20 protein-coding genes are annotated in these 26,212 nt (G+C 74.2%); 7 read left to right on the top strand and 13 right to left on the bottom strand.

Annotation, left to right across the window (positions count from 1 at the left end; genetic code table 11):
- Position 1 precedes the first annotated feature (1 nt).
- The 3 genes from IN07_RS15695 to IN07_RS15705 are packed head-to-tail and all read left to right on the top strand — an operon-like array spanning position 2 to position 2,861.
- Positions 2-1,195 (top strand): amidohydrolase family protein, encoded by a 1,194-nt coding sequence (locus IN07_RS15695; protein WP_052091334.1) that lies wholly within the window; start codon positions 2-4, stop codon positions 1,193-1,195.
- A complete protein-coding gene (locus IN07_RS15700; RefSeq protein WP_036337100.1) occupies positions 1,192-1,638 on the top strand; it encodes a RidA family protein in 447 nt (148 codons plus the stop codon). Before IN07_RS15695 ends, IN07_RS15700 begins: the two co-directional genes overlap by 4 nt.
- A complete protein-coding gene (locus IN07_RS15705; protein WP_052091335.1) occupies positions 1,635-2,861 on the top strand; it encodes a M20 family metallo-hydrolase in 1,227 nt (408 codons plus the stop codon). Before IN07_RS15700 ends, IN07_RS15705 begins: the two co-directional genes overlap by 4 nt.
- 42 nt (positions 2,862-2,903) lie before the next feature.
- Here IN07_RS15705 and IN07_RS15710 read toward each other — a convergent pair whose 3' ends face one another.
- The 8 genes from IN07_RS15710 to IN07_RS15745 form a co-directional block, all read right to left on the bottom strand.
- A complete protein-coding gene (locus tag IN07_RS15710) occupies positions 2,904-4,136 on the bottom strand; it encodes a metal-dependent hydrolase family protein (RefSeq protein WP_036337102.1) in 1,233 nt (410 codons plus the stop codon).
- A gap of 14 nt (positions 4,137-4,150) precedes the next feature.
- Positions 4,151-5,122 (bottom strand): threonine/serine dehydratase, encoded by a 972-nt coding sequence (locus IN07_RS15715; protein WP_197058499.1) that lies wholly within the window; start codon positions 5,120-5,122, stop codon positions 4,151-4,153.
- A complete protein-coding gene (locus tag IN07_RS15720) occupies positions 5,119-5,964 on the bottom strand; it encodes an ABC transporter permease (RefSeq protein WP_036337104.1) in 846 nt (281 codons plus the stop codon). Before IN07_RS15720 ends, IN07_RS15715 begins: the two co-directional genes overlap by 4 nt.
- Positions 5,965-6,008: 44 nt before the next feature.
- On the bottom strand, positions 6,009-6,935 hold the full coding sequence (locus IN07_RS15725; protein ID WP_036337105.1) for an ABC transporter permease: 927 nt from the start codon (positions 6,933-6,935) through the stop codon (positions 6,009-6,011).
- A 94-nt stretch (positions 6,936-7,029) separates the two neighbouring features.
- Positions 7,030-8,622 carry an ABC transporter substrate-binding protein gene (locus IN07_RS15730; protein ID WP_036337107.1) on the bottom strand — a complete coding sequence of 531 codons (1,593 nt, stop codon included), beginning with the start codon at positions 8,620-8,622 and terminating at the stop codon, positions 7,030-7,032.
- 106 nt (positions 8,623-8,728) lie between these two features.
- Positions 8,729-9,781, bottom strand: coding sequence for an ABC transporter ATP-binding protein (locus IN07_RS15735; protein WP_081975448.1), 1,053 nt, complete (start codon positions 9,779-9,781; stop codon positions 8,729-8,731).
- Positions 9,778-10,821, bottom strand: a complete 1,044-nt coding sequence (locus IN07_RS15740) for an ABC transporter ATP-binding protein (protein ID WP_036337109.1) — start codon at positions 10,819-10,821, stop codon at positions 9,778-9,780. Before IN07_RS15740 ends, IN07_RS15735 begins: the two co-directional genes overlap by 4 nt.
- Before the next feature lie 136 nt (positions 10,822-10,957).
- Complete coding sequence (locus IN07_RS15745; protein WP_036337110.1) at positions 10,958-11,980, bottom strand: Lrp/AsnC family transcriptional regulator; 1,023 nt, start codon at positions 11,978-11,980, stop codon at positions 10,958-10,960.
- A gap of 90 nt (positions 11,981-12,070) precedes the next feature.
- Between IN07_RS15745 and IN07_RS15750 the strand changes: the two genes are divergently transcribed.
- Positions 12,071-13,282, top strand: a complete 1,212-nt coding sequence (locus IN07_RS15750; RefSeq protein ID WP_231558410.1) for a M20 metallopeptidase family protein — start codon at positions 12,071-12,073, stop codon at positions 13,280-13,282.
- 90 nt (positions 13,283-13,372) lie between these two features.
- On the opposite strand, the gene IN07_RS15755 is transcribed toward IN07_RS15750, so the two are convergent.
- Genes IN07_RS15755 through IN07_RS25345 form a run of 5 tightly spaced genes read right to left on the bottom strand, consistent with a single transcriptional unit; the run spans position 13,373 to position 18,227 of the window.
- The gene (locus IN07_RS15755) at positions 13,373-14,395 is read right to left on the bottom strand and encodes an ABC transporter substrate-binding protein (RefSeq protein ID WP_036337112.1); all 1,023 of its coding nucleotides are present in this window, start codon (positions 14,393-14,395) and stop codon (positions 13,373-13,375) included.
- Entirely contained in the window at positions 14,392-15,288 is an 897-nt protein-coding gene (locus IN07_RS15760; protein ID WP_081975450.1) for an ABC transporter permease, read from the bottom strand. Before IN07_RS15760 ends, IN07_RS15755 begins: the two co-directional genes overlap by 4 nt.
- Positions 15,285-16,094, bottom strand: coding sequence for an ABC transporter ATP-binding protein (locus tag IN07_RS15765; protein ID WP_036337114.1), 810 nt, complete (start codon positions 16,092-16,094; stop codon positions 15,285-15,287). The genes IN07_RS15760 and IN07_RS15765 overlap by 4 nt, the downstream gene beginning before the upstream one ends.
- 58 nt (positions 16,095-16,152) lie before the next feature.
- The gene (locus IN07_RS15770) at positions 16,153-16,992 is read right to left on the bottom strand and encodes an NAD-dependent epimerase/dehydratase family protein (RefSeq protein WP_052091338.1); all 840 of its coding nucleotides are present in this window, start codon (positions 16,990-16,992) and stop codon (positions 16,153-16,155) included.
- Positions 16,989-18,227, bottom strand: coding sequence for an FAD-dependent oxidoreductase (locus tag IN07_RS25345; protein ID WP_036337115.1), 1,239 nt, complete (start codon positions 18,225-18,227; stop codon positions 16,989-16,991). Before IN07_RS25345 ends, IN07_RS15770 begins: the two co-directional genes overlap by 4 nt.
- A 194-nt stretch (positions 18,228-18,421) precedes the next feature.
- Here IN07_RS25345 and IN07_RS15780 point away from each other — a divergent pair, with 194 nt between their 5' ends.
- The 3 genes from IN07_RS15780 (at position 18,422) to IN07_RS24080 (ending at position 25,988) form a co-directional block, all read left to right on the top strand.
- Positions 18,422-19,315, top strand: coding sequence for a LysR family transcriptional regulator (locus tag IN07_RS15780; protein WP_036337117.1), 894 nt, complete (start codon positions 18,422-18,424; stop codon positions 19,313-19,315).
- Between the two features lie 101 nt (positions 19,316-19,416).
- Positions 19,417-25,074: a DUF4011 domain-containing protein gene (locus tag IN07_RS15785; RefSeq protein WP_036337119.1), complete on the top strand. Its 5,658-nt coding sequence runs from the start codon at positions 19,417-19,419 to the stop codon at positions 25,072-25,074.
- A 53-nt stretch (positions 25,075-25,127) separates the two neighbouring features.
- Positions 25,128-25,988 carry a hypothetical protein gene (locus tag IN07_RS24080; RefSeq protein WP_156119220.1) on the top strand — a complete coding sequence of 287 codons (861 nt, stop codon included), beginning with the start codon at positions 25,128-25,130 and terminating at the stop codon, positions 25,986-25,988.
- The last annotated feature ends 224 nt before the right edge of the window (positions 25,989-26,212 follow it).

Below are 26,212 nucleotides of genomic sequence, written 5' to 3' on the forward strand. Positions count from 1 at the left end.
CGTGCCGGTGCTGCTGCGCGGCCGGGTGCTGCCGGTCCTGGCCGACCCGATCCAGGACGGCGCCGTCGTCATCGAGGACGGCGTGATCACCTACGTCGGCCCCGCGGCCCGGGCCCCGCACCTGACCGGGGAGGTGACCGAGGTCGACGCCGGCGACGGTGCGGTCGTCCCGGGGCTGGTCGACGCCCACGTGCACCTGGTCGCCGACGGCGCCGCCGACTTCGCCGGCTCGGTGCTGCGGTCGAGCACCGAGCAGCTGGCCGCCACCGCTGCGGCCAACGCCCGGCGCACCCTCGCCGCCGGCACGGTCGCGGTGCGCGACCTCGGCGCGCCCCACGGGATCGCCGTCGCCCTCGGGCAGCAGGTCGCCGCGGGCCGAGCGCCCGGCCCGGAGGTCACCGCGGCCGGCCGGGCGCTGACCGCCCCCGGCGGCCACATCCCCTACCTCGGCGTGGAGGTGCAGGGCGTCGACCAGCTGGCGGCGGCGGCCCGCACCGAGCTGGCCGCCGGAGCCGGCGGCATCAAGCTGGTCGCCACCGGCGGCGTCCTCACCCCCGGAGCGGCCCTCGGCAACGCGCCCTTCGCCGAGGACGAGCTGGCCGCCGCGGCAGCCGTCGCCCGCGAGCAGGGCCGGTGGGTCGCCGCCCATGCCATCGGGCACGAGGGCACCAGGCGGGCGCTGCGCGCCGGGGCGACCAGCATCGAGCACGGCTACCTCCTCGACGACGAGACGGTCGAGCTGATGGCCACGACCGGAGCGGTGCTGGTGACCACCCAGGTCGCCGTCGCCCGGATGCTGCGCAACCGGCACCTGGTCGACCCGGCCGTGGTGGCCCGGGCCGAGGAGGTCCAGGACGTGGCGATCACCTCGCTGCGGCGCGCGGCGCGGGCCGGCATCCCGATCGCCGGGGCCACCGACGCCGGCACCCCGTTCAACCCGCACGGCGGGGTGGCGGAGGAGGCGGCGCTGCTGGTCGCCGACATCGGGCTGACGACGGCGCAGGCGCTGCGGGCGGTCACCGCCACCGCCGCCCGCTGCCTGCTGCGGCCGGACCTGGGGCACCTGTCGGTCGGCGCCCCCGGACACGTCGTGGTCACCGGCGCCGATCCGCTGGACGACGTGACCGCCCTGACCGACGTCCGCACCGTCGTCCTCGGCGGTCGGCTGCTCGACATCCCGGAGAGGACGACATGACCGACACCTCCACGATCTCCCTGCCCACCCCACCTCCGCCGGGGGCGAACTACGTCCCGGCCCGCCGGCACGGCGACCTGTTGTTCATCGCCGGCCAGCTGCCCTTCGTCGACGGGCGGCTGCCGCGCACCGGCAAGGTCGGCGACACCGTCGACGTGCCCGCGGCCGCGGAGCTGGCCCGGCTGGCGGCGCTCAACGGGCTGGCCGTGGCCGCCGCACACCTCGGGTCGCTGGCCGCCGTCTCGGTCGTGCAGGTCACCGTCTTCGTCGCCAGCACGCCTGACTTCACCGAACAGCACCTGGTGGCCAACGGCGCCAGCGACCTGCTGATCGAGGCGCTCGGCGAGCGGGGCCGGCACGCCCGCACCGCGGTCGCCGCCCCGGTGCTGCCGCTGGACACCCCGGTCGAGGTGCAGCTGGTGCTGGGGGTGGAGGCACCGTGACCGCCGTGCACGTCGACGCGCAGCTGCTCGGCACCTACGTCGAGGAGCTGGGTGCCCTCGGGGAGACGCCCGACGGCATGTACCGCTTCATGTACGACGAGGCCTGGCAGCAGGCGCGGGACGCCCTGCTGCGGTGGATCGACGACGCCGGTCTGGAGGGCCGGGTCGACGCGGTGGGCAACGTGTTCGGGCGGCTGCCGGGCTCCGGCGACGGCGTCGTCCTCACCGGCTCGCACGTCGACACGGTGCCCTCCGGCGGGAAGTACGACGGCGCGCTGGGCGTGGTCGGTGGGCTGGCGGCGCTGGCCGCGCTGCGCGCCCAGCACGGCACCCCGGTGCGCACGCTGGAGGTGGTCGCGCTGTGCGAGGAGGAGAGCAGCCGCTTCCCGGCCAACTTCTTCGGCACCCGCGGGATGCTGGGCCTGATCGCCCCGGACGAGCCGGACCGGCTCCGCGACCGGGAGGGCGTGCTGCTCGCCGACGCCATGCGGCAGGCGGGCCTGGACCCGGCGGCGGTGGCGAGCGCGGAGCGGCACGACCTCCGTGCCTTCCTGGAGCTGCACATCGAGCAGGGCCGGGTGCTGGCCGACGAGGGCGTCGACGTGGGCCTGGTGGAGGTCATCCCGGGCATCGCCTGGGAGACGGTCACCGTGCGCGGCCGGCAGGACCACGCCGGCGCCACCCCGATGGACCTGCGCCGCGACGCCCTCCAGGCGGCGGCGCAGATGGCGCGGGAGATCACCACCGCGGTCGAGCAGGAGGGCCGGCCGGCCGTGGTCACCACCGGGCGCTGGACCGTCGAGCCGGGTCAGCCGAGCATCGTGCCGGGGCTGGCGCGGTTCTCCGTCGACCTCCGCCACCCCGACCTCGGGGTCCGGGACCGGCTGCTGGACACGGTGCACCGGATCTGCGCGACGGTGGCCGAGCGGCACGGGGTCGAGGTGGAGATCGTCCGGGACAAGGACGAGGAGCCGGCGACCATGGACGCCGATCTGCTGGACGTGCTCCGCGGCTCCGCCGAGGAGTGCGGCGCCAGCTGGCGCCGGATGCCCAGCGGAGCCGGGCACGACAGCCAGCTGATGGCCTCCCGGGTGCCGACGGCGATGGTCTTCGTGCCCAGCGTCGAGGGGCGCTCGCACACCCCGGCGGAGTACACCTCACCGGCGGACTGCGTACGCGGCGCCTCCGTCCTGGCCACCGCCCTCCACCACCTCGCCTGGTGACCCTTGGTGGGGCCAAAGTCGCGACTTCGGCCCCACCTCGGCTCAGGCGGTGGGGACGGCGGGGCCGGTGTCGGGGAGCTCGTCGCGGTGGACGACGCCGTCCTTGACCACCAGGACCACGCGGCCCGTCGCGGTGATGTCGGCGACCGGGTCGCCGTCGACCACGACCAGGTCGGCGAGCTTGCCGACCTCCAGGGTGCCGAGCTCGTGCGCCAGCCCGAGGTTCTCCGCGGCCCCGCGGGTGGCGGCGATCAGCGTCTGCATCGGCGTCAGGCCGTGCTGCACCATCAACGCCAGCTCGCGGGACAGGTCGCCGTGCGGGTTGAACGGCGTGCCGGCGTCCGTGCCCGCGGCGATCTTCATCCCCGAGGCGACCGCGGCCGCGAAGCTCTCCCGCTGCTTGGCCGCCTCGCGCTCGGCCTTGTCCACCACCCACTCCGGGATGCCGGCGGCCATGCCGTTCCGGATGATCCCGTCGACGGCGAGGATCGTCGGCACCAGGAACGTGCCCTGGGCGACGGCGATGTCCAGCAGCTCGTCGTCGAGGTAGAAGCCGTGCTCGATGGAGTCGATGCCGGAGATCAGCGCGTTGTGGATGCCGGACCGGCCGATGGCGTGCGTGGTCACCCGGCGGCCGGAGTTGTGCGCCTCCTGGGCGACGACCGCCAGCCCCTCGGGCAGCAGCGCGGTCTGGGTCGGTGAGACGCCGGGGGTCAGCACGCCACCGGTGGCCATCACCTTGATCACCGCGGCGCCGGCCTTGATCTCCGCGCGGGTGGCCTTGCGCACCTCGTCGGGGCCGTCGGCCTCCCGGCCGATGAAGTGCCCGTGCCCACCGGTCATGGTGATCACCCGGCCGGCCGCCTGCACCCGCGGCCCGGGCACCAGACCGCGGTCGATCGCCTTGGCCAGCTCCACCACGACATCGTCGGCGGCACCGCAGTCGCGCACGGTGGTCACGCCGGACATCAGCGTCTCCACCGCTCCGGCGGCCGCCCGGAGGGTGGCCAGCGGCACCGTGTCTCCGGCGGTCTGCGCCATCAGGTCCGGGGCGCCGTCGGCGGTCAGGTGCACGTGGCAGTTGATCAGCCCGGGCAGCACGGTGCGGCCGCCGCCGTCGATGACGTTCTCCGGGGCGGTGCTCGGTGCGTCGGCGACCGGGCCGATCCAGACGATCCGGCGTCCCTCGACCACCAGCGCCTGCCCGGGGACGGGCGCGGAACCGGTGCCGTCGACGACGGTCACGTTGCGGAGCAGGAAGCTGGCGGGGGTCATGCGGTGCCTTCCGGTCAGGTGGTCAGGCGGCCGAACAGGGTCAGGTCGACGTTGCCGCCGCTGGCGATCGAGACGACCCGGGTGCCCGGGGGCAGGTCGAGGACGCCGGTCATCAGCGCCGCCAGCGGGGCGGCGGCCGAGGGCTCCAGCAGCAGTTTGGTGCGGGAGACCGCCAGCGGCAGCGCCCGCAGGATGTCCTCGTCGCTGACCGTCACCACCTGCTCGACGAAGGCCTGCACATGATCGACGGTGACCTGCCCGCTCATCGGCGCGGCCAGGCCGTCGGCGACGCTGCGGGCGGTGGGGTGCCGCACCGGCCCGCCGGCGGCCAGGCTGCGGGTCATCACGTCGGCGGTCTCCGGCTCCACGCCGATGACCCGGACCCCCGGCGCCAGCCGGGCCAGCGCGGCGGCGACCCCGGAGATCAACCCGCCCCCGCCGACCGGCACCAGCACCACCTCGACGTCGGGCACGTCCTCGGCGATCTCCAGGCCGACGGTGCCGGTGCCGGCGACGACCGCGGGGTCGTCGAACGGGTGCACCGGCACCCGGCCGGTCTCGGCGACGGTGGCGGCGTAGGTCTCCAGCAGGTCGCCGTCGGTGAGGACGACGTCGGCCCCGTACCCGCGGCAGGCTGCGATCTTCGCCGGCACCGCGGTGGCCGGCATGACCACCGTGCCGGGCACCCCGACGCTGGCGGCCGCGTAGGCGACCGCGGCCCCGGCGTTGCCGGCGGACAGCGTGATCACCCCGCGGGCGCGCTCGTCCGGAGGCAGGGACAGCACCTTGTTCAGCGCCCCGCGGGCCTTGAAGCTGCCGGTCCGCTGGAACACCTCGGCCTTGAGGTCCAGCCGCACCCCCCACAGCTCGCCGAGGCTGGTGGAGCGGAGCACCGGGGTGCGGTGCACCCGGTCGGTGAGCCGGGCCGCCGCCGCCCGGACGTCGTCCAGGGTGACCAGCGGAGCCGCGCGCAGGTCGGCGGTCACCCGGCCGGCCCGTCGACGGTGCGCATCCGCGGGTCCAGGGCGTCGCGCAGGCCGTCGCCGAGCAGGTTGAAGGCGAGGATGGCCAGGAAGATCGCGATCCCGGGGAACGTGGTGAGGTGCGGGGCGCTGAAGATGAACTGCCGCCCCTCCCCCAGCATCGTGCCCCACTCGGCGGTGGGTGACTGCACGCCCAGCCCGAGGAAGCCCAGGCCGGCGGCGAGCAGGATGCTCACCCCGATGCTGAGCGTGCCGTGCACCAGCACCGGGGTCAGCGAGTTGCGGAACACGTGCCGGGTGATGATGCGCAGGTTGCTGGCGCCCAGCGCCCGCGCCGCCTCGACGTAGGGCTCCTCGCGCAGGCTGAGCACCGAGGAGCGCACCAGTCGGATGATCACCGGGATCACGCTGATCCCGACCGCGATGATCACGTTCTGCAGGCTGACGCCCAGGACGGCGACCAGCGTGAGGGCCAGCAGGATGGAGGTGAAGGCGAACATCATGTCGGCGAACCGGGAGATCGCCAGGTCCGCCCAGCCGCCGTAGTAGCCGGCGATCATCCCCAGCGGCACGCCGATCACCAGGCCGATCGAGACGGCCAGGACGCCGATCAGCAGTGAGATGCGGGCGCCGTACATCAGCCGGGTGGCGATGTCCCGGCCCAGCTGGTCGGTGCCCAGCCAGTGCTCGGCCGACGGCCCCTGGATGGCGACCGACAGGTTCTGCGCGTTCGGGTCGAACGGCGAGATCAGCGGGGCGAAGATCGCCAGCACGACGAACGTGACGATGATCCCCAGCCCGATCATCGCCGGGGTGTGGTGCCGGAATCGGCTCCATGCCCTCATGGTGTGGCCCTCATGGTGTGGCCCTCATCGGATCCCCTCCATCATCAGTACCGGATCCGCGGGTCGACGACGACATAGAGCACGTCGACGATCACGTTGAGCAGGATGAACGCCGCGGCGTAGACCAGGACGATCCCCTGGACGACGGCGAAGTCGCGGGCACCGATCGAGTCGACGAGCAGCCGCCCGATGCCGGGCCAGCCGAACACCGTCTCGGTCAGCACCGCGCCGCCGAGCAGGGCGCCGAACTGCAGGCTGATGACCGTCAGGATCGGGATGAACGCGTTGCGCAGCCCGTGCCGGATGATCACCGTGGTCGGCGGGGCGCCCTTGGCCTCGGCGGTGCGGACGTAGTCCTGACCGAGCACCTCGAGCATGCTGGCCCGGGTCATCCGGGAGATCAGCGCTGTGGAGAAGGCCGCCAGCGTCACCGCCGGCAGCACGATGCTCAGCGGCTCCCCGCTGCCCGCCGCCGGCAGCCAGCCGAGGGTGACCGCGAAGAGCAGGATGAGCAGCAGGCCCAGCCAGTAGACCGGCATGGACACGCCCATCATCGCCACGCTGGAGATCACGTGGTCGACGATCGAGTTGCGGCGGACGGCGGCGACCACCCCGGCGGTGACCCCGGCGATGGTGCCGATGATCGTCGCCACGACCGCGAGGATCAGCGTCGCCGGGAGCCGGACCGCGATCTCGCTGGACACCGGCGCAGAGGTGCGCGCCGAGGTGCCCAGGTCACCGGTCAGCACGCCGGTGATGAACGACCAGTACTGGGTCAGCAGCGACTGGTCGAGCCCGAGCTCCGCCCGGAGCCGGGCGACCTGGTCCTCGCTGGCGTTCAGCCCGGCCAGCACCCGCGCGGGGTCGCCGGGCAGCACGCGCAGCATCAGGAAGATCAGGATCGACACCCCGAAGAGGGTGATCAACGACAGCAGCAGGGTGCGCACGATGTGCGCCGCGGTGCCCTTCATCCCCGTCCTCTCCCGTACCCGGACCGGCGGCTCGCGTGCACCGCCGGGCGATGGCCGCCCCTGCCCGCAGGCAGGGGCGGCCGTCCGATGGTGGTCAGTTCGCCGGCCGGGCGTACATGGCGTCGAACTTCTCGACCGGGGTGGCGCTCACACCGGTGACGTCCGCGTCGTAGACGATCGGGAACGACTGGGTCCACAGGAAGATCCACGGGGCGTCGTCCCAGATGATCTGCGAGGCGTCGCAGTACAGCTGCTCACGGGTGTCCCGGTCGGTCTCCACGTCCGCCTGGGCGAGCAGCGCCTCGACCTCGGGGTTGGTGTAGAACGACGTCCCCAGACCGGCCGGCGGGTGGGTCGCCTGGCGGAACATCTGCATCTGGAAGTCGGCGTCCAGGTAGGCCGGGGCCCAGCCGAGCAGGTGCGCCTCCGGCGTGTTCTCCGTGACCGGTGCGTTCACCCGGGCGAGGAACGACGGGAAGTCGCTGGTGGAGACGCTGACGTCCAGACCGGCCTCGCGCAGGTAGCCGGCGATGGCCTCGGCCGCCTGGGCGTCCTGCACGTACCGGCCGCTGGGGGTGAGCAGCTCGATGCTCGCCCCGACCGCCCCGGCCTCCTCCAGCAGCTGCCGGGCCCGCTCCGGGTCGTACTCGTAGGAGCCGGTCTCGCAGTAGCCGAACAGGCTGGGGGCCATCGGCGCATCGAGCACCTCGGCCGCACCGAAGAGGACGTTGTCGATGATCGCCTGCTTGTCGACCGCGTAGTTCAGCGCCTGGCGCACCCGGGGGTCCTGCATCACCGGGTCGGTGTTGTCCAGCGCGATGAAGATGGTGCGGTCGCTCTCGGCGAGCAGCACCTCGACGTCCTCGTTGGCCTGCAGCGCCTCGATGTCCGAGACCGGCGGCAGGATGATCATGTCGACCTGGCCGGCGAGCAGCAGGCTCTCCCGGGTCGCCGCCTCGGGGACCACCCGGAAGACGACGGTCTCGTAGTAGGGCTCCTCGCCCCAGTAGTCGCCGTACTTGGTGACGGTGAGGCTCTCCCCGGCGGTGTACTCGCCGAACTCGTACGGACCGGTGCCGACCGGCCGGGTGTACTCCTGGTAGCTGTTGCCCTCCGCGTCGACCGAGGTCGGGGAGATGATCCCGGCGACCGTCGCCGACAGCGCGCTGACGAAGCCGGGCGAGGGCTGGCTGAGGCTGACCTCGACGGTGTTCTCGTCGACCGCGGTGGCCGACTCGAACGCCGCGAACGCCGCGCCCTGCGGCACGGTCAGCTCCGGGTCGGTGATCCGCTCCAGGTTGTAGACGACGGCCTCGGCGTCGAACGGCGTCCCGTCCTGGAACGTGACGCCCTCACGCAGCTCGAAGGTGAGCGTCAGGCCGTCCTCGGAGACCTCGTAGGACTCGGCGAGGACCCCGGCGATCTCCCCCTCGTCGTCGATCTCCACCAGCGTCTCGACCACGTAGTCGACCATGTTGGACACGGTCGTCGTGGTCTGCCCGGCCGGGTCGAACGTGTCCGGGTCGATGCCCACGGCGATGGAGAAGGTGGCGTCCCCACCCTCCCCGTCGGCCGCGGGCGCTTCCGGGTCGCTGACGCTGCAGGCGCTGAGCAGCAGGCCCAGCGCCGCGGCGGCGGCCAGGGACCTGATCCGGGAGGGGCTGCGTCGTGCTCGGGTCGTGTTCATCGGCTTCCGCTCTGACGAGGTGACACGCAACGGGTCGGACGGTGGGACGGTGTCGTCGGCGACGACGGGGCTTGGGGCGACGGGGCTGGGAGCGAGGCGGGGCCGGTCACGCGATCACCGGCTTGACCTCGGCGAAGTGACAGGCGCTGGGGTGGCCGGAACCGGCGCGGTCGATCAGCGCCGGCTCCTCCTCGGCGCAGATCTGCTGGGCCTTGGGGCACCGGGTCCGGAAGTTGCACCCCGACGGCGGGTTCGCCGGGCTGGGCACGTCGCCGGTGAGGATCATCCGTTCCCGGCTGCCGCGCTTGGTCGGGTCCGGGATCGGCACCGCGGACAGCAGCGCCTGCGTGTACGGGTGCGTGGGGCGGGCGTAGATGTCGGCCCGGTCACCGATCTCGACGACCTTGCCCAGGTACATCACCGCGACCCGGGTGGAGATGTGCCGCACCACCGACAGGTCGTGGGCGATGAAGACGTAGGCCAGGCCGAGCCTGTCCTGCAGTTCCTGGAGCAGGTTGACCACCTGGGCCTGGATCGAGACGTCGAGGGCCGAGACCGGCTCGTCGAGCACCAGGACCTGGGGGTCCAGCGCCAGCGCCCGGGCGATGCCGATCCGCTGCCGCTGCCCACCGGAGAACTCGTGCGGGTACCGGCTGGCCTGCTCGGCGCTGAGCCCCACCGACTCCAGCAGCTCGTCGACCCGGGCGCGCAGCTCGCTGCCGGAGGCCAGGCCGTGGATCTGCAGCGGCTCGGCGACGATGCCGCGCACCGTCATCCGCGGGTTCAGCGAGGTGTAGGGGTCCTGGAAGACGAACTGCATCTCCCGGCGGACGGCCTTCATCTGGGCCCGGCCGAAGCCGGTGATGTCCACGCCCTTGAAGTGCACTGAGCCCGACGTCGGCTCCAGCAGCTTGACCAGGGTGCGGCCGGTGGTGGTCTTCCCGCAGCCGGACTCCCCGACCAGGCCGAGGGTCTCCCCCGCGGTCAGCGTGAAGCTGACCCCGTCGACGGCGTAGACCGTGCCGACCTGCCGCCGGGTGACCCCGCCGCGGATCGGGAAGTGGGTCTTGAGGTCGGTGACCCGGAGGATCTCGGTGCCGTGCGCAGCACGGGTGTGCAGGTCCTGGGAGGCGCCGGTCGGCGTGGCCACGGCGCTCATGCGCCGCTGCTCCCCAGCCGGGCACCCATCTCACGGGACACGACGGCCATCTCGGCAGGGACCTCCTCGGAGAAGTGGCAGGCGGCGCGCGCGCCGTTGCCGGTGTCGTAGAGCGGCGGCACCTCGGTGCGGCACAGCTCACGGCCCTTGGACACCCGGCAGCGCGGGTGGAAGGAGCAGCCGGGAGGGAGGTCGATCAGGTTCGGCGGAGCCCCCGGGATGGGGTCCAGCCGGGCCAGGTCGACGTCCAGCCGGGGCAGGCTGCTCATCAGGCCGAGCGTGTAGGGGTGCCGCGGGGCGGCGAAGATCGAGAAGACGTCGGCGACCTCGACCACCTTGCCGCCGTACATGACCACCACCCGGTCGGCGTGCTCGGCGATCAGGCCCAGGTCGTGGGTGATGAGGATGGTGGCGGCGTTGGTGCGTTCCTTCGCCGTCTTCAGCACGTCCAGCACCTGGGCCTGGATCGTCACGTCCAGGGCGGTGGTGGGCTCGTCGGCGATGAGCACCTTCGGGTCGTTGGCGATCGCCATCGCGATCATCGCCCGCTGCCGCATCCCGCCGGAGTGCTCGTGCGGGTACTGGTCGAAGCGGCCCTCGGGGTTGGGGACGCCGACCATGGTCAGCAGCTCCACCGCCCGGGTGCGGGCGGCGTCCTTGCTCATCTTCCGGTCGTGCAGCCGGAGCGCCTCGGAGATCTGGGCCCCGACGGTCAGCACCGGGTTCAGGCTGGTCATCGGGTCCTGGAAGATCATCCCGATCTCGCTGCCGCGCAGCCGCCTCAGCTCCTTGGTCGGCATGGTCAGCAGGTCGCGACCCTCGAAGAGGATCTCGCCGCCGGTGATCCGCCCCGGGGGGCTCTGGATCAGGCCGAGGATCGACATCGCGGTGACGCTCTTGCCGGAGCCGGACTCGCCGACGACGCCGAGGGTCTCGCCGGGGAACAGGTCCCAGCTGACGTCGTTGACGGCCTTCACGACGCCGGCGGGGGTGACGAATTCCGTCGTCAGGCCCCGGACGGAGAGAACAGGACTGCTCACAAACAGCGCCTCCTCGACCGATCAGTGGCTGAAAGCTAGATCACTGCGACCGGGTTTGGGTGACGGTCGTGTCACGACGGTGAGTCCATGCGTTCCGTGTGACCGGCCTCACACTCTGTGTGTCGAAGGACGGAGCCTACTGCTCGCCGGGCACCGGATCGGACCAGACGTCCATCCGCACCGTGCCGGTCGCGCGCCCCTCGACGTCGAGCAGGTGGCCCATCCGCTTGACCGCGCGCAGCACCACCAGCCGGTCGACCACGACGACGTCGGGCACCACGTGGGAGAGCTCCTGCTCGAAGCGGTGCACCTCCTCCAGCGAGGCCAGCCAGGCCACCACGAGCAGGCTCGGCGTGCCGGCCAGCGTCGTCGACAGCCGCACCTGACGCAGCCGGCCCAGCCGGGCCGCGGCGTCGTCCAGCCGCCCGGCCGGGGCGTCGGCCGACAGCACGACCATCACCGGCAGCCCGGCCAGCGGCGCGGCCACCTCGGTGCGCAGCAGCACCGCGCCGGAGCTGATCAGCCGGTCGACCCGGCGGCGCGCGGTCGGCTGGCTGATCCCGGTCGCCGCGGCGAGCGCGGCGTAGGACGCCCGGCCGTCCTCCCCCAGCGCCGACATCAGCTCCCGGTCGACGTCGTCGAGCACGGTCGGGCGGGTCAGGTGCGGTGGTCCGCCGCTGCCGCCGTTCGACGGCAGCACGCCGAGGCGCCAGGTGCTGCCCTCGGCGTAGAGCCGGGTGGCGATCCGCGCCCGGGTGCCGGTGACCCCGGGCACCCGGTCCAGCCGCTCCAGCAGGTAGCGCCCGAGGGTGGGCAGGTCGACGGCGGCCACGGTGAGCATCAGGTCCCGGCCGCCGGCGGTGATGTCCACCGAGAGGGCGTGTGCGTCACGGGCGAGCTCACTGGCGACCCGGGTCTTCTCGCTCGGCAGGCAGGTCACGTCGACGTAGGCCAGCACCTGGGCGTGGTGCGACCCCGGGCCGGGCGTGCCGGTGACCCAGGCGGCGCCGGCTGCGCGCAGCCGGTCCCACCGCCGGGACGCGGTGACCGCGTTGGTGCCGACCATCGCCGCGACCTCGGTCCACGGGGCCCGCGGGTCGCGCTGCAACGCCTCGACGAGAGCCAGGTCGTCCTCGTCCAGCACAACCGATCGGGTCACTTCGGGCCCCTCTCGTGACGGATGACTGCAAATCCTGTCGGAGAACGTGCCGAACTCCTAACGTCCCGCCCACCGATCCGAGGAGGGCACGTGATCCGGTCAGGCGCGCTGCGCGAGGACGCCCGAGCGATGCAGGACGAACTGGTCCAGTTGCGGCACGCGCTGCACCGACGGCCCGAGGTGGGGCTGCAGCTGCCCTGGACCCAGGAGACCGTGCTCACCGCCCTCGACGACCTGGGCCTGGAGATCAGCACGGGCACCGAGCTCACCTCGGTGACGGCGGTGCTGCGCGGCGGCCGGCCCGGCCCGGCGGTGCTGCTGCGCGGTGACATGGACGCCCTCCCCGTGCAGGAGCAGACCGGGGTGGAGTTCACCAGCCAGGTCGACGGCACGATGCACGCCTGCGGCCACGACCTGCACACCGCGATGCTGGTCGGCGCCGCACGGCTGCTGAGCGCGCACCGGGAGTCCCTCGCCGGCGACGTCGTCCTGATGTTCCAGCCGGGCGAGGAGGGCTGGGACGGCGCCGGGTACATGCTCCGCGAGGGCGTGCTGGACGCCGCCGGCTCCCGGGTCACCTCCGCCTACGGGATGCACGTGATGTCGGCGATGAGCCCCCGCGGGGAGTTCACCACCCGCCCGGGCACGCTGATGGCGGCCAGCGACGAGCTGCGGGTGACCGTGCGCGGCAGCGGCGGGCACGGCTCGGCCCCGCACCTGGCGCGCGACCCGATCCCGGTGGCCGCGCAGCTGATCGGCGACCTGCAGACGATGGTCACCCGCCAGTTCGACGTCTTCGACCCGGTGGTGCTCACCGTCGGGCTGTTCTCCGCCGGCACGAAGCGCAACATCATCCCCGACGAGGCGACCTTCCAGGCGACCGTGCGCACCTTCTCGGCCGAGGCCCGGGAGCGGATGCGGATCGCCTCGGTGCGGCTGTGCGAGTCGGTCGCGGCCGGCTACGGGCTGGAGGCCGAGGCGCTGTACCTGGAGGAGTACCCGGTGACCGTCAACGACCCGGCGCACACGGCGTTCGCGGCCGGGGTCGCGCGAGAGGTCTTCGGCGAGGAACGGTACGCGCCGAAGCTGTTCCCGCAGTCGGGGTCCGAGGACTTCTCCCGGGTGCTGGCGGAGGTGCCCGGCTGCTACCTGTTCCTGGGCGCCGCCGTGGGCGAGGACCACGCCGACGCCCCGAACAACCACAGCCCGCGGGCGGAGTTCAGCGACGAGGTGCTCTCCGACGGCGCCCTGCTGCACGCCGAGCTGGCGGTGCGGGCCCTGGAGCGCGACGCGGCCGCCTGACCGGCCGCAGACGGACGTACGCCCCGCCCGGGTCGACCCCGGGGCGGGGCGTACGTCGCGGTCGGCCGGCGCTCCTCCGGCCGGCCGCTGCTACTCGGCGGCCTCGGCGAACGAGGCGTCGATGTAGTCGCTCTCCGGCAGCGCCTCCTCGTACTCCAGTGCGCCACCCTCCATCCAGATCCGCTCCATGGCGGTGAGCTGGTCGGGCAGCGGGGCCAGGTCGGGCAGCCAGGTGTAGAGCGGCACGGCAGCGACCTCCTCGGCGGTCTGCCCGGTCGCCTCCCCGATGATCCCGAGGTTCTCCTCGGAGTACCGGTCCTCACCCTGGAGGTCCTTGGCGGCGCGGGTGAGCGCGTCGAAGAACGGCTGGGCCAGGTCCGAGTCGGCGAACTCCTCGCCGTAGATCACGCCGGTGCCCGAGGTGCCCGACGGCGGCACCCACAGCGACGTGCCGGTGCCGTCCTCGATGGCCATCGTGGAGAACGGGGCACTGATCAGCCCGGCCGCGATGCTGCCGTTGGTCACGGCGGTCGGCATGTCGGGGTTGCCGAGGTTGACCAGGTTGACGTCCCCGAGCGACAGCCCCTCCTCCTCCAGTGCGAGCGCCAGCAGGTAGGCACCGGTGCCGCCCGCACCGCCGGCCGCGCCGATCTCCCGACCGGCCAGGTCGCCGGCGTCGGTGACCTCGCCGGACTCGACGAGCGAGGTGGCGGCGACGAGGTCGGTGGGCGACTCCGCACTGCCGTCCGAGACGCCCATCGAGCCCACGACCTTGACGTTCAGCCCGCTCTGGATGGCGGAGAACATGCCCGCGGAGAAGCCGGCGGCGACGACGTCGAGCTGGCCGGCCGACGCCAGCGGCACGGCGTCCTGACCCGACTTCACCGTCTGCAGGTTGATGTCGATGCCCTCGTCGGCGAAGTAGCCCTTGGCGTCGGCGACGTACAGCGGAGCGAAGATCGGCAGCTGCACGTACCCGACGTCGACCGTCTGCAGCTCACCACCCTCGCCGCCGGCCGCGGCATCGGTGTCGGTGTCGGCCTCCCCCGACGAGCAGGCGGTCAGCGCGATCCCGACGGTCGCGGTGAGCGCGAGCAGCTTGGTGTTCCTCATGGCTTCGTTGCCTTTCTCTTGGACCCGCCAGCGTGCTTCCAGGGGAGCAGCGCCTTCTCGAGCAGGATGATCAGACCGGTGGCGATCGCACCGAGGAGGGAGACGGCGATGAGGCCGACGAACATCTTCTCCGGCTGGAAGAGCTGCCAGGAGTTCCAGATCAGGTAGCCCAGGCCGTCGTTGGACGCGACGAACTCGACGGCGGTGATGACGATGACCGCCATGCCCGCCGAGACGCGCAGGCCGGTCATGATGCTGGGCAGCGCACCGGGCAGCAGGACGTACCGGAACAACTTCCAGCCGCTGGCCCGGTAGGCACGGGCGGCCTCGATGATCCGCGCGTCGATCTGGACGATGCCGGCGAGGGTGTTGATCTGGACGACGAAGAACACCGAGATCGCGACCGACAGGACCTTCGGCGTCTCGGTGAGCCCGAAGATCAGCAGCAGCAGCGGCAGGATGGCGATCTTGGGCAACGCGTAGAGCGCGGTGAACGTCGGGCCGAGGGCGGCGCGCAGCGGGCGCCAGACGCCCATCAGCAGGCCGGCGAGGACACCGAACACCGAGCCCAGCACCAACCCGGTGACCAGCCGGCCGACCGTGGCGACGGTGTGCGTCCACAGCTCACCGCTGAGCAGCATCTCCCAGCCGCGCTGGGCGATCTGGGTCGGCGGCGTGAACAGCCGCGCGTCCAGGACGCCGGTGCGGGCGGCGACCTCCCAGAGCAGCAGCAGGGCGATCGGCGTGAGCACCGCCAGCAACAGGTCGCGGGCCTTGAGCCGCCTTTCCCGGCGGAAGTCCCGCTGCATCGCCCGGTCGAGCTCGGCGGCTCCCGCGGCGTTCGGGTCGGCCACCGCGGAGGCGCCGACGGGACGGGGCGTGGTGGTGGTCATGCGTACCTCACAGAGAGCTGGACCTCGTCGCGGAGCGACTCCCAGATGGACTGCCGGGCCTGGGCGAACTCCGAGGTGCCCTCGATGGCGACGTCCCGCGGCCGGCTGAACGGGACGTCGATGACCTCCTTCACCCGCCCGGGGCGGGCCGACATCATCACGATCTGGTCGCCCAGCAGCAGGGCCTCCTCGATCGCGTGGGTGACGAGCACGACGGTCTTGCGCTCGGCCTCCCACAGCCGCACCAGCAGCTCCTGCATGAGCATCCGGGTCTGCGCGTCCAGCGCCCCGAGCGGCTCGTCCATCAACAGCGAGGGTGAGCCGGTGGCGAAGGCCCGGGCGATGGCGATGCGCTGCCGCATGCCGCCGGAGAGCTGGTGGGGGTAGGCCTGCTCGAAGCCGGTGAGGCCCACCTCGGCGATCCAGTGCCGGGCGTGCTCCTCGCGCTCCCTCTTGCCGACGTTGGCCATGTGCTCGCCGAAGGCCACGTTCTGCAGCACGTTGAGCCACGGGAACACACCGTGCTCCTGGAAGACGAAGGCCGACTTGGGCACCGCGCCGGCCTCGAGGTGGTCGGTCACCTCACCGGAGGTCGGCGTCTCCAGCCCCCCGAGGATCCGCAACAGCGTGGACTTCCCGCAGCCGGACGGGCCGACGATGCAGGTGAAGGAGCCGGTACGGAACTCCAGGTTGATGTCGCTGAGCGCGTGGACGTTGCCGTGTCGGCCCACGAACGCCTTGGAGACGCCGCGGGTGGTGAACGCGGGGCGGCCGACGTCGGCCGACGTCGTCGTCGTCTGGGTCATGACTGCTCCTCTGTGCGGGTCTGGCGGGGTGATGGTGCCTGGCCCGTTCCGCCGCCCGTCATCGGCCGCCGTCCACGGGTGCGCTGGGCGGGGTGAACGTGGGCGGGGCGGGCGAGCTGAACACCCCGCCGATGGAGCTCCGGTTCCACTCCTCGTCCGCGCCGGGGGCGGCGAGGACGTCGGCGGCGTACGGTTCGGCGTCGTCCTGGGGCTGGAAGCCGATGGCCCGGCCCCCCGCCGGGGAGAGGTAGCCGCGGGTGTTGGCCGAGACCCCCCACACGATGCGGAACCCGGTGGTGCCCGGGGCGAGGGATGCGGCCAGCAGCCGGACGGCGTCGGCCGGCGAGAGCCAGGTGCTGAGCATCCGGGAGTCCCTGGGCCGGTCGGTGCGGGAGGCGATCCGCAGGCAGACCACGTCCAGGCCGTACCGGTCGGCATAGAGGCTGCCGAGCGCCTCGACCGCCGCCTTGGTCACCCCGTAGAAGGTGTTCGGGCGCACCGGGACGTCGTCAGGCACCATCGCGCCGGCCGGTGGCACCGGCACGAAGCCCGCCGCGTGGATGGAGCTGGCGAGCACGGCCTTGCCGATGCCGAGCCGGCGGGCGGTCTCCAGCACCGCCTGGGTGCCGTCGACGTTGGCAGTGAGCAGGGCCGCCCAGTCGTACTCCAGTGGGATGCCGGCGAGGTGGACGACAGCGTCGCAGCCGGCCATCGCCGCGGCGAGCTGGTCCCGGTCGGTGACCTCGGCGCGCACCCAGGTGCACCCGGACAGTGGCTCCGCGGGCAGCCGCAGGTCGATGCAGACCAGCTCGTGCCCCAGCTCGAGCAGACCGGGGAGGACGTCGGTGGCCAGGCTGCCGGCGGCGCCGGTCACGGCGATCCGCAGCGGGGCGCTCACAGCAGCGCTCCCTGCTTGGTGAGGAGCTCCCGGACGGCGGCGGTGTCGTGCCGGTCCAGGTCGGCGTGCACGACGGCGGCGGCCCCGCAGGCCTGCCCGGTGGCGAACGAGGTGCCCATGACCCGCAGCGAGGAGTATGCCCGCGGGTCGGAGCTGACCAGCCGCCCCCCCGCCCAGAGGTTGTCGGTGGTCGCCGAGCACAGCGCGCCGTAGGGGATGTCGTACCAGCCCTTGTCCTTGATCCCGCCGTAGACGGTGAGGCCCGGGGTGGCGTGGTCCTCCATCGGCCATCCGCACCGGGCGACGCCGTCCTCGGGGCGGCGTCGCCCGGAGGTCACGTCATCGGCGACGACGGTCTCCACACCGGCCAGCCGGCGGGACTCACGGATGCCGATCTGCGGGCCGGTGGCAGCCAGGTAGCTGTCCTGCCAGCCGGTCAGGCCCTGCTGGAAGGCGTGCAGGTACTGCCAGCTCAGCCGACGGGCGGTGGTCTCGGCGGCGGTGAGTTCGTGGACGTCGAGGACGTCGCGGTGCTGGTCGGCCAGCAGCAGCATGACCTCCCGGGACAGCGGCATCCGGACGGCGACGCCGCTCTCCCGTGCCAGCTGCGCCCCGCTCCGCTCCCGGTAGGCGAGCACCGCGGTGCTCAGCGCGCCCGCGGAGAGGTCGGCGTCCTCGGCCACACCGCCCACCCGCATCACCAGGGTGCTGGCCTGCCGCGCGGCGACGTCGGAGACCTGCACCCCGGCGCCGGCGGCGACCAGCAGCACGCCGTCGCCACTGCAGTCGACGAAGGAGCGGCCGGTGATCGTCTCGCGGCCACCGCGGTGGTCGATGGTCACGTCGGTGACCCGCCCGCCTGCCACCGACGCGGCGATGACCCGGCTGTGCAGCAGCAGCGTGACGCCGGCGCCGGTGACCAGGTCGTCGTAGACGCTCTTGGTGGTCTCCAGGTCCAGCAGGACGACGGTGTTGCCCGTCGCCGGGAAGGTCTCGGTCTGGTAGAGGTCGCGGGCTTCCAGCCGGTCGAGCACCTGCTGGCCCACGCCGCCCACCACCTGGGTGCGGGTCTGGTCGAAGAAGCCGCAGTGCGTCAGCACCGAGCTGGCGGTGGCCGCGCCACCGAGGAAGCCGTACTGCTCGATCAGGCAGACCGTCGCGCCGGCATCGGCTGCACTGACGGCGGCGCCGATGCCGGCCGCTCCCCCGCCGACCACAACCACGTCGAAGTCCACGTCTCGCCTCTCGTCTGGGTTGGTGCGCTCGGCGGCCGGCGCGCTCGGGCGCTGGCGCGCTCCTCGCTCCGGGTCCGCGCCGGCCCGCACTGTGGTGCGGCTCACTGCGCTGTGTCGATGTTGTCCTCGGCCGGGGTAGACCGCAAATGCCTGTTCCGCAGCCCTCCGATGCCCATCGGGCATAGGCTGTCCCCGTGGAGCTGCGGCATCTGACCTACTTCGCCCGTGTCGCCGAGGCCGGGTCGGTGAGCGGTGCCGCGGCGATGTTGCACATGACCCAGCCCTCGCTGAGCCGGCAGATCGCCGACCTGGAGCGGGAACTGGGGCACCGGCTGTTCGAGCGGACGGCCGACGGGATGGTGCTCACCGCGGCCGGCCGGGGCCTGCACGAGCACGTCGCGGTGGTGTTCGCCCAGCTCGAGCGGATCCCCGAGGTGGTGCGCACCTTCGGGGCCGGGCAGGAGATCGTCCGGCTCGGACTCCCGCCGGGCGTGCCGCACGAGTGGTTCCTGGCTGTCATCGCCGCGCTGGAGGCCTCCCTGCCGCACGTCGCGCTCTCCCTGGTCGAGGCCAGCAGCGACGAGCAGCAGAACCTGCTGCGCAACGGGCTGATCGACGTCGGCCTGCTGCACGTCCAGCCGCCGGACCTCGGCTGCGCCCCGGTCCTCACCCAGGAACTGGGCGTCGCCGTGCCGCCGGACTCCCCCCTGGGTGACCGCCCGTCCATCCGGTTCGCCGACCTCGACGGGCGCCGGGTGATGGCACACGCCTCCGGGGAGATCACCAGCGAGGAGGCCCGGCTCCGGTCGGCGTCGGCCGCCGCCGGCGTGCACACCCACTGGATGTTCCGGCGGTTCTCCGTGCACAGCGAACTGATCGCGGTCAGCTCGAAGGTCGAGGCGGCGCTGATGACCGAGGCGTCGGCCCGGCGCAACCTGTCGGGCTGGCGGTGGGTGCCGTTCATGGAGCGGGACGCCACCGGTCGCGACCTCGCCGTCGTCACCTGGGCCGCCTGGCGCCCGCCGGCCCGAGCCACCACCACCACGCTGGTCCAGGTGCTGGGCGCGACGCCCTGGTCGCCGGGCTGACTGCCCCGGCCCCGCCCTGACGGGCGAACCCTCTCGCCCCAGTTGTCACACCCCCGCCCGGGCTCCCCGATCCGGGGCCCCGGCGGAGGTAGAACGACTCCATGGGCGTCTCCCCGTGCCCGCAGCACACCGCGACAACCGATCTGCGGCTCTCCGTGGCCCTCGACTGCGTGCCGGTGGTCGGCGAGGCGCTGGCCCGCGCCGGCGTGTCCGTCGTCGCCGGCCTCACGCTGACCGGCGCCGGCGAGCCGGTGCACGGCGCGCGGGTGGTCGTCACGATCGCCTCCTCCGACGGCCCCCTGGGCGACCCGGTCGAGCTGACCGTGGAGGTCGAACCCGGCCGGACGACGGTGTTCACCGACCTGGACCTGCGGCTGGACCCGGCCGTCCTCGCCGCCGTCGCCGAACCCGGCACGGCCACCGTCGAGGCCCGGGTCGAGCGGGACGGGCAGCTGCTGGGCTGCACCCGCACCGCCGTCCGGGTGCTCGCCGCCGGGCAGTGGCTGGCCGCGCCGACGCCGCTGGCCCTGGAGCTGCTGGCCGCACACGTGCAGCCGGGCTCCCCCGCGGTGGCCGGGCTGGTCGGCGCGGCCGCCGACCTGCTGCGCCAGCGCACCGGTGACCCCACGGTCGGCGGGCACCCGACCGGCACGGCACGCGTCGACGGGACGCGCATCGACGAGACGGCCGCGGCGATCGTGGAGGCCATGCGGCGCCGGGCGATCCGCCCGCGCCCCGCGGTCGCGAGCTGGGCCGACGTCCCGCAGCGGGTGCGCACCCCCGACCAGGTCCTCGACGACCGGGCCGGCACCAGCCTGGACACCGTGCTCACCCTGGCCGCCGCGCTGGAGCACGCCGGGATCCGTCCGCTGCTGTGGATCGCCGCCGACGGCGCGACCTGCCCGGGGCACGCCTTCCTCGGCTACTGGCGGGTCGAACGCTGCGCCGAGAGCGCGGCCACCACGGAGGTCTCCGGGCTCGCCGAGCTGGTCGACCAGGGCGCGATCGCGCTCGTGGAGACCACGATGCTGGGGATCGCCGCGGAGCCGGCGACCTTCGGAGACCTGCACCGCACGGCCGCCGCCGCCTGGCTCGCCGGTGACCTGCACCGGGTGCTCGGGGTCACCGACGTGCACCGCGCACGGCTGGACGGCGTCGACCCGCTCCCGCTGCCGGGACTGCCCGACCGCGGCCCGACCGGGAGCCCGACCCGCGCGGGGGCCCGACCGGCGGCGACGGCGGCCGCGCTGCTGGACCTGGACCGGGCCGACGGCGGCATCGTGCCGCTCACCGTGCCGCCCGGGCGGCTGACCGTCCTCGCCGAGCGGCTCGCCGCCGACGCCGCGCTCACCCTGGTGCCCACCGACCAGCTCGGCGCCGCAGCCCGGCGGCGTGGCATCCGGTCGGCCCGGGACCTGCCACCGCACCAGCTCGGCGAGCTGCTCGTCGAGCACGGCGGGCTGTACGCCGAGCTGGGCTCGGCCGACTACGCGCGCCGGCTGGCCGCGCTCGCCGACCGGGCGGCCGCGCTGGTCGAGGAGACCGGCACCGGCGACCTGCACCTGGCGCTGGGGTCGGTGACCTGGGAGCTCGACGGCCGGCCGGTGCGCTCGCCGCTGGTGCTGGTGCCGGTCCTCCTCTCCCGGGTGGCGAGCACCGGCGCCTACCGGCTGACCGCCGACCCGGCGGGGGCGATCGGCCCGAACGGGCACCTGCTGGCCGAGCTGCGCCGCCGTACCGGCGTGGCCGTGCCGGCCCTGGACGACGGCGGCGACCCCGACCTGGCCGTCGTCCTGCCGGCACTGCGGCAGGAGCTGGCCCAACGCGGGCTGCCGCACCGGGTCGAGCCGACCGCCGACCTGGCGGTGCTGCCCGCGGCGTCCGCCCGGATCCGGCAGGACGCCGACCAGCTCGGCGCGGCCGCCCTGCGCAACCCACTGGTGCCGGTGCTGCTGCGCCCCGGCCAGCCCTTCGTCGACCCGGTGCCGGCACCCGGCAGCGCACTGGCCACCGACCTGGCCGAGCTCGCCGCGACCCTGCCGCTGCCCGCCGACACCGACCAGCTGCAGGCGATCACCGACGCCACCGCCGGGCGGACCTTCGTGCTCGAGGGCGCGCCCGGCACCGGCAAGTCGCAGACGGTCGCCAACCTGGTCGCCGCCGCCGCGGCCGGCGGTCAACGGGTGCTGGTCCTCGCCGCACAGCAGTCCGCGCTGGACGCGGTGTCCCGGCGGCTCGACGGCGTGGGGCTCGGCGGGCTGGTCACCGGCCTGCGCCGTCCCGCCGACGTCCCGTCCGATGCCGGGGACCCCCCGGCGGTCGCCCCGCTCCCCGCTCTCCCCGACGAGCTGCGGACGGCGCGGCGCGAGCTGGCCGGCTACGCCGAGCGGCTGCACGCCCCCAACTCCGCCGGGCTGTCGCTGTACGCCGCCCGCGCCGGGGTGCTCTCCGCGGTGCCCGGCACCCCGGCGCTGCCGCTGGCGACGACGTTCGTCGCCACCGCGTCGGCGCGCACCACCGCGAAGGTCCACCAGCTGCTGACCACCCTCCCCGAGGTCGCCGCCCGCACCCGGCCGCGGCCGAGGCACCCGTGGGGGTTCCTCGACTCGGCCGACGCCGACCCGGTCGCGGTGCACGCCGCGGTGCTCGCGGTCGACACGGCGCTCCGCGCGCTGCCGCCGGCCGGGCCGCTGGCGCGGGTGATCGCCGCGGCGCGGACCCCGGAGGACCTCGACGCGGTCGCCACCGTGCTCGCCGGCCCGGACGTGCCGCTCGCCGCGGTGGACGCCGTCCGCACCCCGGAGTGGGCCGAGGACGTCGCCGTGCTGCTCGCCGAGATCTCCGCGTTCGTCACCGCGGCGCACCCCGGGCTCGACGTGGCCCTGCCCGAGGCGCTGGACCTGCCGCTGGCCGGGATCGCCGAGGACGCCGAGCAGGCGGCGGTGTCCGGGCGGTTCGGCCGGGCCAAGCGGCTGGCGGCGGTGCTCACCGAGCTCACCCCGTCGCTGCAGCCGGACGCGCACGTGGAGCCGACCGACGTCCCGCTGCTGACCGCGGAGCTGCTCCAGGTGCAGGGAGCGGCCCGCGAGCTGACCATGCGATGCACGACGGTGGCCGGGCTGGCGGTGCCGTGGAACTGGAACCCGCTGACCGACCCGCACCTGGTCGAACGGCAGGTCGCCGCCCTGCGCCGGCTCGGCTCCGCGCTGGACGGCGACCCGGCCTTCACTCCCCCGCTGCGCCGCTTCCTGGACACCGCGCCGGCACCGGACCCCGCGCGGGCCGTGGCGGTCCGGAAGCTGCGGGCCGCGCTGACCGCCCTGCCGGTGGCCTGTCTGGGCTCGTTGGACCAGCTCGTCGCGTGGGCCGGGGACACCGGCCTGGTGCGGCTGTGGGACACGACGCAGGACGAGCGGGCCGTCGAGCAGTTCGGCGTCCCCTCGCTCGGGCACTGGCTGGACCTGCTCCGGCACCTGCACCTGCTGGAGGCCGCCGGGCTCGCCGAGGCGCGCGCCGCACTGCTGTCCGGATCGGTGCCCGCCGACGACGCCGTCGCCGCCTTCGACCGCGGGGTGGCCGAGGCGTCGTTCGCCGAGCGCTCGGCGGCCGGCGGACTCGGCGTCGCCGACGCGCGGGCTGCGGAGCAGGCGGTCCACCGGGCGCTCGCGGCGTCGGCGGCGACCCGGGCACAGGCGGCTGCGACCCTCGCCGAGGGCGACCGGACCCGGGCGGTGCTCGCCACCCCGGACGCCGTCGCCCGCTTCCTCCCCCCGACGGCCGGCTCGTTCGACCTGGTGGTGATCGAGGACGCGTCGTCGCTGCGGGTCACCGACGCGCTCGGTGCGCTGGGCCGGGCGAGCGCGGCGGTGGTGGTCGGCGACCGCCAGCAGCTGCCGCCGCGTGCTGCGATCGACGAGGCCCCCGACGAGGGGCTGCTCGCCGCCTGCCTGCGCGCCGGGGTGCCGCGGCGGGAGCTGACCTGGCACCACCGCAGCGCCGACGAGTCGCTGGTCGCGTTCGCCGACGTCGTGGCCTATGGCTCCCGGCTGACGACGGTGCCCGGCCCGCCGGCCGGGCCAGCGATCTCGCTGGTGCAGGTGGACGGCGTCTTCCTGCGCGCGGGCGAGCAGCGGGGCACCAACCCGGGCGAGGCGGAGGCGGTGGTCGCCGAGCTGCGGCAGCGGTTCGCGGCGTCGGCGGAGTCGGTGCCCTCCGTGGCCGTGGTGGCGCTGCACGGGCCGCAGTGCCGGCTGATCGAGGGCCTGCTGCGGGTGGGCCGGGACCGGGCGGCCGAGGCGCTGGACCGGGGCGAGCTGCGGGTGCGGGAGGTGGAGGCCGCGCAGGGCGAGGAGGCCGACGTCGTCCTGCTGTCGCTGGGGTGCGCGGCCGACGAGCGGGGCTGCCTGCCGCTGGACCTCGGGCCGCTGAACCGGGCCGGCGGTGAGCGACGGCTGACCGTGGCGGTGAGCCGGGCCCGCCGGCAGGTGGTGGTCTTCGCGTCGTTCCCGCTGTCGCTGCTGCGGCCGGTGACGACGACCCAGCCGGGTGTGCGTCGGCTGCGGACCTACCTGGAGCAGGCGGTGCACGGCACGGACACGGTCCCGCGGCGCTCCGGGGCGGTGCCGGACCCGCACCGGGACGAGGTCGCCGCCGCGCTGCGTGGTCGCGGGCTCGTGGTGCGCACCGACGTCGGGCTCTCCCCGTTCCGGGTCGACCTGACCGTCGCCCGGGCGGAGGCGCCGGCGCGGCCGGTCCTGGCGGTGCTGCTGGACGGCCCGGCGTGGGCGGAGCGGGCGCCGGTGGACCGGGAGCTGGCGTACCTGGAGCTGGCGGAGCTGCGCGGCTGGCCGGCGGTGGAGCGGGTGTGGCTGCCGGAGTGGCTGGCCGAGGAGGAGACGGTGCTCGACCGGCTGGTCGCGGCGGTGGCGGGTGCCGCTCCGGTGGCGCCGCTGCTGCCGCCGCTGCCGGCCCCGGTCGCCGAGGTCGCCGAGCCGGAGGAGGAGATCGACCCGTTCGACCCGGACGCTCCCGACGTGGAGGACGAGGTGTCGACGGCGGAGCCGGTGCGCTGCGCGGCGCACCCGGTGGTGACGCCGGCGCTGCTGGCGGGTGAGGTGCCGTTCCGGGCGTGGACGCCGAAGCCGGTGGGCGAGCCGCAGATGCTGCGGCAGCTGGCGAACCCGGAGGCGGCCCGGCTGGTGCGGCGGGTGCTCGCGGCGGGGATCCGGGCGGAGGGGCCGATCCACCGGGAGCGGCTGGCCCGGCTGACGGCGTCGGCGTTCGGGGTGCCGCGGGTGAACGCGGCGCGGATGGAGTCGATCCTGGCGCTGCTGCCGGAGCCGGGTGCGGAGTTCCTGTGGCCCGCGACGTCGGACCGGACGCCGCTGGACCCGGCGGGGTGGACGTCGTTCCGGCGCCAGGCGGCGAGCACCGACCGGGCGCTGGAGCACGTGCCGCCGGAGGAGATCGGCAACGCGATGGTGGCGCTGTGCCGGTCGGTGGCCGGGATGACCCGCGACGACCTGTTCCAGCAGACGCTGGCGGTGTTCGGGCACCGCCGCCGGCACCCGGTGCTGATGCCGCCGCTGGAGCTGGCACTGGCCCAAGCGGTGCGGGCCGGCCGGATCACCCGGCAGAGCGCCGGTCAGTGGCTGACCGCGGTGGCCGACGGCGATGCGGACCTGCACGCGGTCCCCACGCCGCCCGTCCCGCCGAGCACGGTGGTGCAGGAACACCTGGACCAGCCCGCCGCCGGGTGATCTGCTCCGGCGACCCACGACGCTTCCGTCCATCCATCCACGGGGAGATCACCTTGTCGAGTGCACGACGCATCACGTACGCCTGTGCGGCCACGGCCCTGATCGGCGTGCTGACCGCCGGCCCAGCGCTGGCGGCGGGGACGGTGACGATCACCCCGGCGGAGACCGCTGCGGAGGGCGCGGACTGGTACTTCAGCAACGCCCACCGCGGGGAGAACGACCCGGCTCCCGCCCCCACCACCGGTGCGGGCGGCATCGCCGCGGCGCCGGCGGACAGCGGCTTCGGCGACGCCGCCTACCGGCTGGTGCTGGACGCAGCGTCGGAGAAGGCCCGGCTGATGTCGGACGTGCTCGACGGCCGGCCGCTGTCGGACCTGGCCGGGGTCACCTACTCGTCGTTCGTGACGGGGCTGCCGGGCTACGGGCCGTCGATCAACGTGGAGGTCGACCCCGCCGGCCCGGACGACTTCGCGACCTTGGTGTGGGAGGCGAACAAGGCCGGCTTCACCATCGCCGAGGGCGAGTGGCAGGCCTGGGACACGACCGGGAGCACCGGGGGCCGGGCCGGGGGCTGGTGGACCCCGAGCATCCAGCCGTTCGGCTCCTCGACTCCCGGTTCGAACGCCTCGCCCACGACGCTCGCCACCCTCACCGAGCACTTCGGGGCGGGCACGACGATCACCGGCTTCGCGGTGAACACCGGTCGGGGCAACGCGGGCCTGGACGCCTACGTGGACGGCATCGGGATCACGGTGGACGGCGAGACGACGGTGTACGACGTCGAGCCGCGGGTGTTCACCAAGGAGGACTGCAAGAACGGCGGCTGGGCGACCGAGTTCGAGGCCGGTCAGTTCGCCAACCAGGGTGAGTGCGTGAGCTCGTTCGCCTCGAAGGCCAAGGTCAGCAAGGAGTAGCGGCAGCTCGCGGGCCCCGCCGTCATGCCGACGGCGGGGCCGGCATCCCTCCCGGCGCACCTCTCCCCGACCGGTGCGCCACCGGCGCAACGCGCCCTCGTACCCCCACGCCTTCGGGAGGCGCGGGGGTACGAGAGCCGGGCGTCAGACCTGCAGTGAGAACAGTCCGATGAGGATCTCGGTGTCGTCGGGGCGGTAGGTGCGCCATCGTCCGCCGGGATCTC

The sequence above is a fragment of the Modestobacter caceresii genome (genome assembly GCF_000761485.1).
Lineage (GTDB): Bacteria > Actinomycetota > Actinomycetes > Mycobacteriales > Geodermatophilaceae > Modestobacter > Modestobacter caceresii.

Coding starts and splice junctions, on each gene's coding strand:
- IN07_RS15720 (WP_036337104.1), bottom strand. CDS start 5,964: ATGAGGGCATGGAGCCGATTCCGGCACCACACCCCGGCGATGATCGGG.
- IN07_RS15765 (WP_036337114.1), bottom strand. CDS start 16,094: ATGACCCAGACGACGACGACGTCGGCCGACGTCGGCCGCCCCGCGTTC.
- IN07_RS15730 (WP_036337107.1), bottom strand. CDS start 8,622: ATGAACACGACCCGAGCACGACGCAGCCCCTCCCGGATCAGGTCCCTG.
- IN07_RS15755 (WP_036337112.1), bottom strand. CDS start 14,395: ATGAGGAACACCAAGCTGCTCGCGCTCACCGCGACCGTCGGGATCGCG.
- IN07_RS15700 (WP_036337100.1), top strand. CDS start 1,192: ATGACCGACACCTCCACGATCTCCCTGCCCACCCCACCTCCGCCGGGG.
- IN07_RS15760 (WP_081975450.1), bottom strand. CDS start 15,288: ATGACCACCACCACGCCCCGTCCCGTCGGCGCCTCCGCGGTGGCCGAC.
- IN07_RS15735 (WP_081975448.1), bottom strand. CDS start 9,781: ATGAGCGCCGTGGCCACGCCGACCGGCGCCTCCCAGGACCTGCACACC.
- IN07_RS15785 (WP_036337119.1), top strand. CDS start 19,417: ATGGGCGTCTCCCCGTGCCCGCAGCACACCGCGACAACCGATCTGCGG.
- IN07_RS15725 (WP_036337105.1), bottom strand. CDS start 6,935: ATGAAGGGCACCGCGGCGCACATCGTGCGCACCCTGCTGCTGTCGTTG.
- IN07_RS15710 (WP_036337102.1), bottom strand. CDS start 4,136: ATGACCCCCGCCAGCTTCCTGCTCCGCAACGTGACCGTCGTCGACGGC.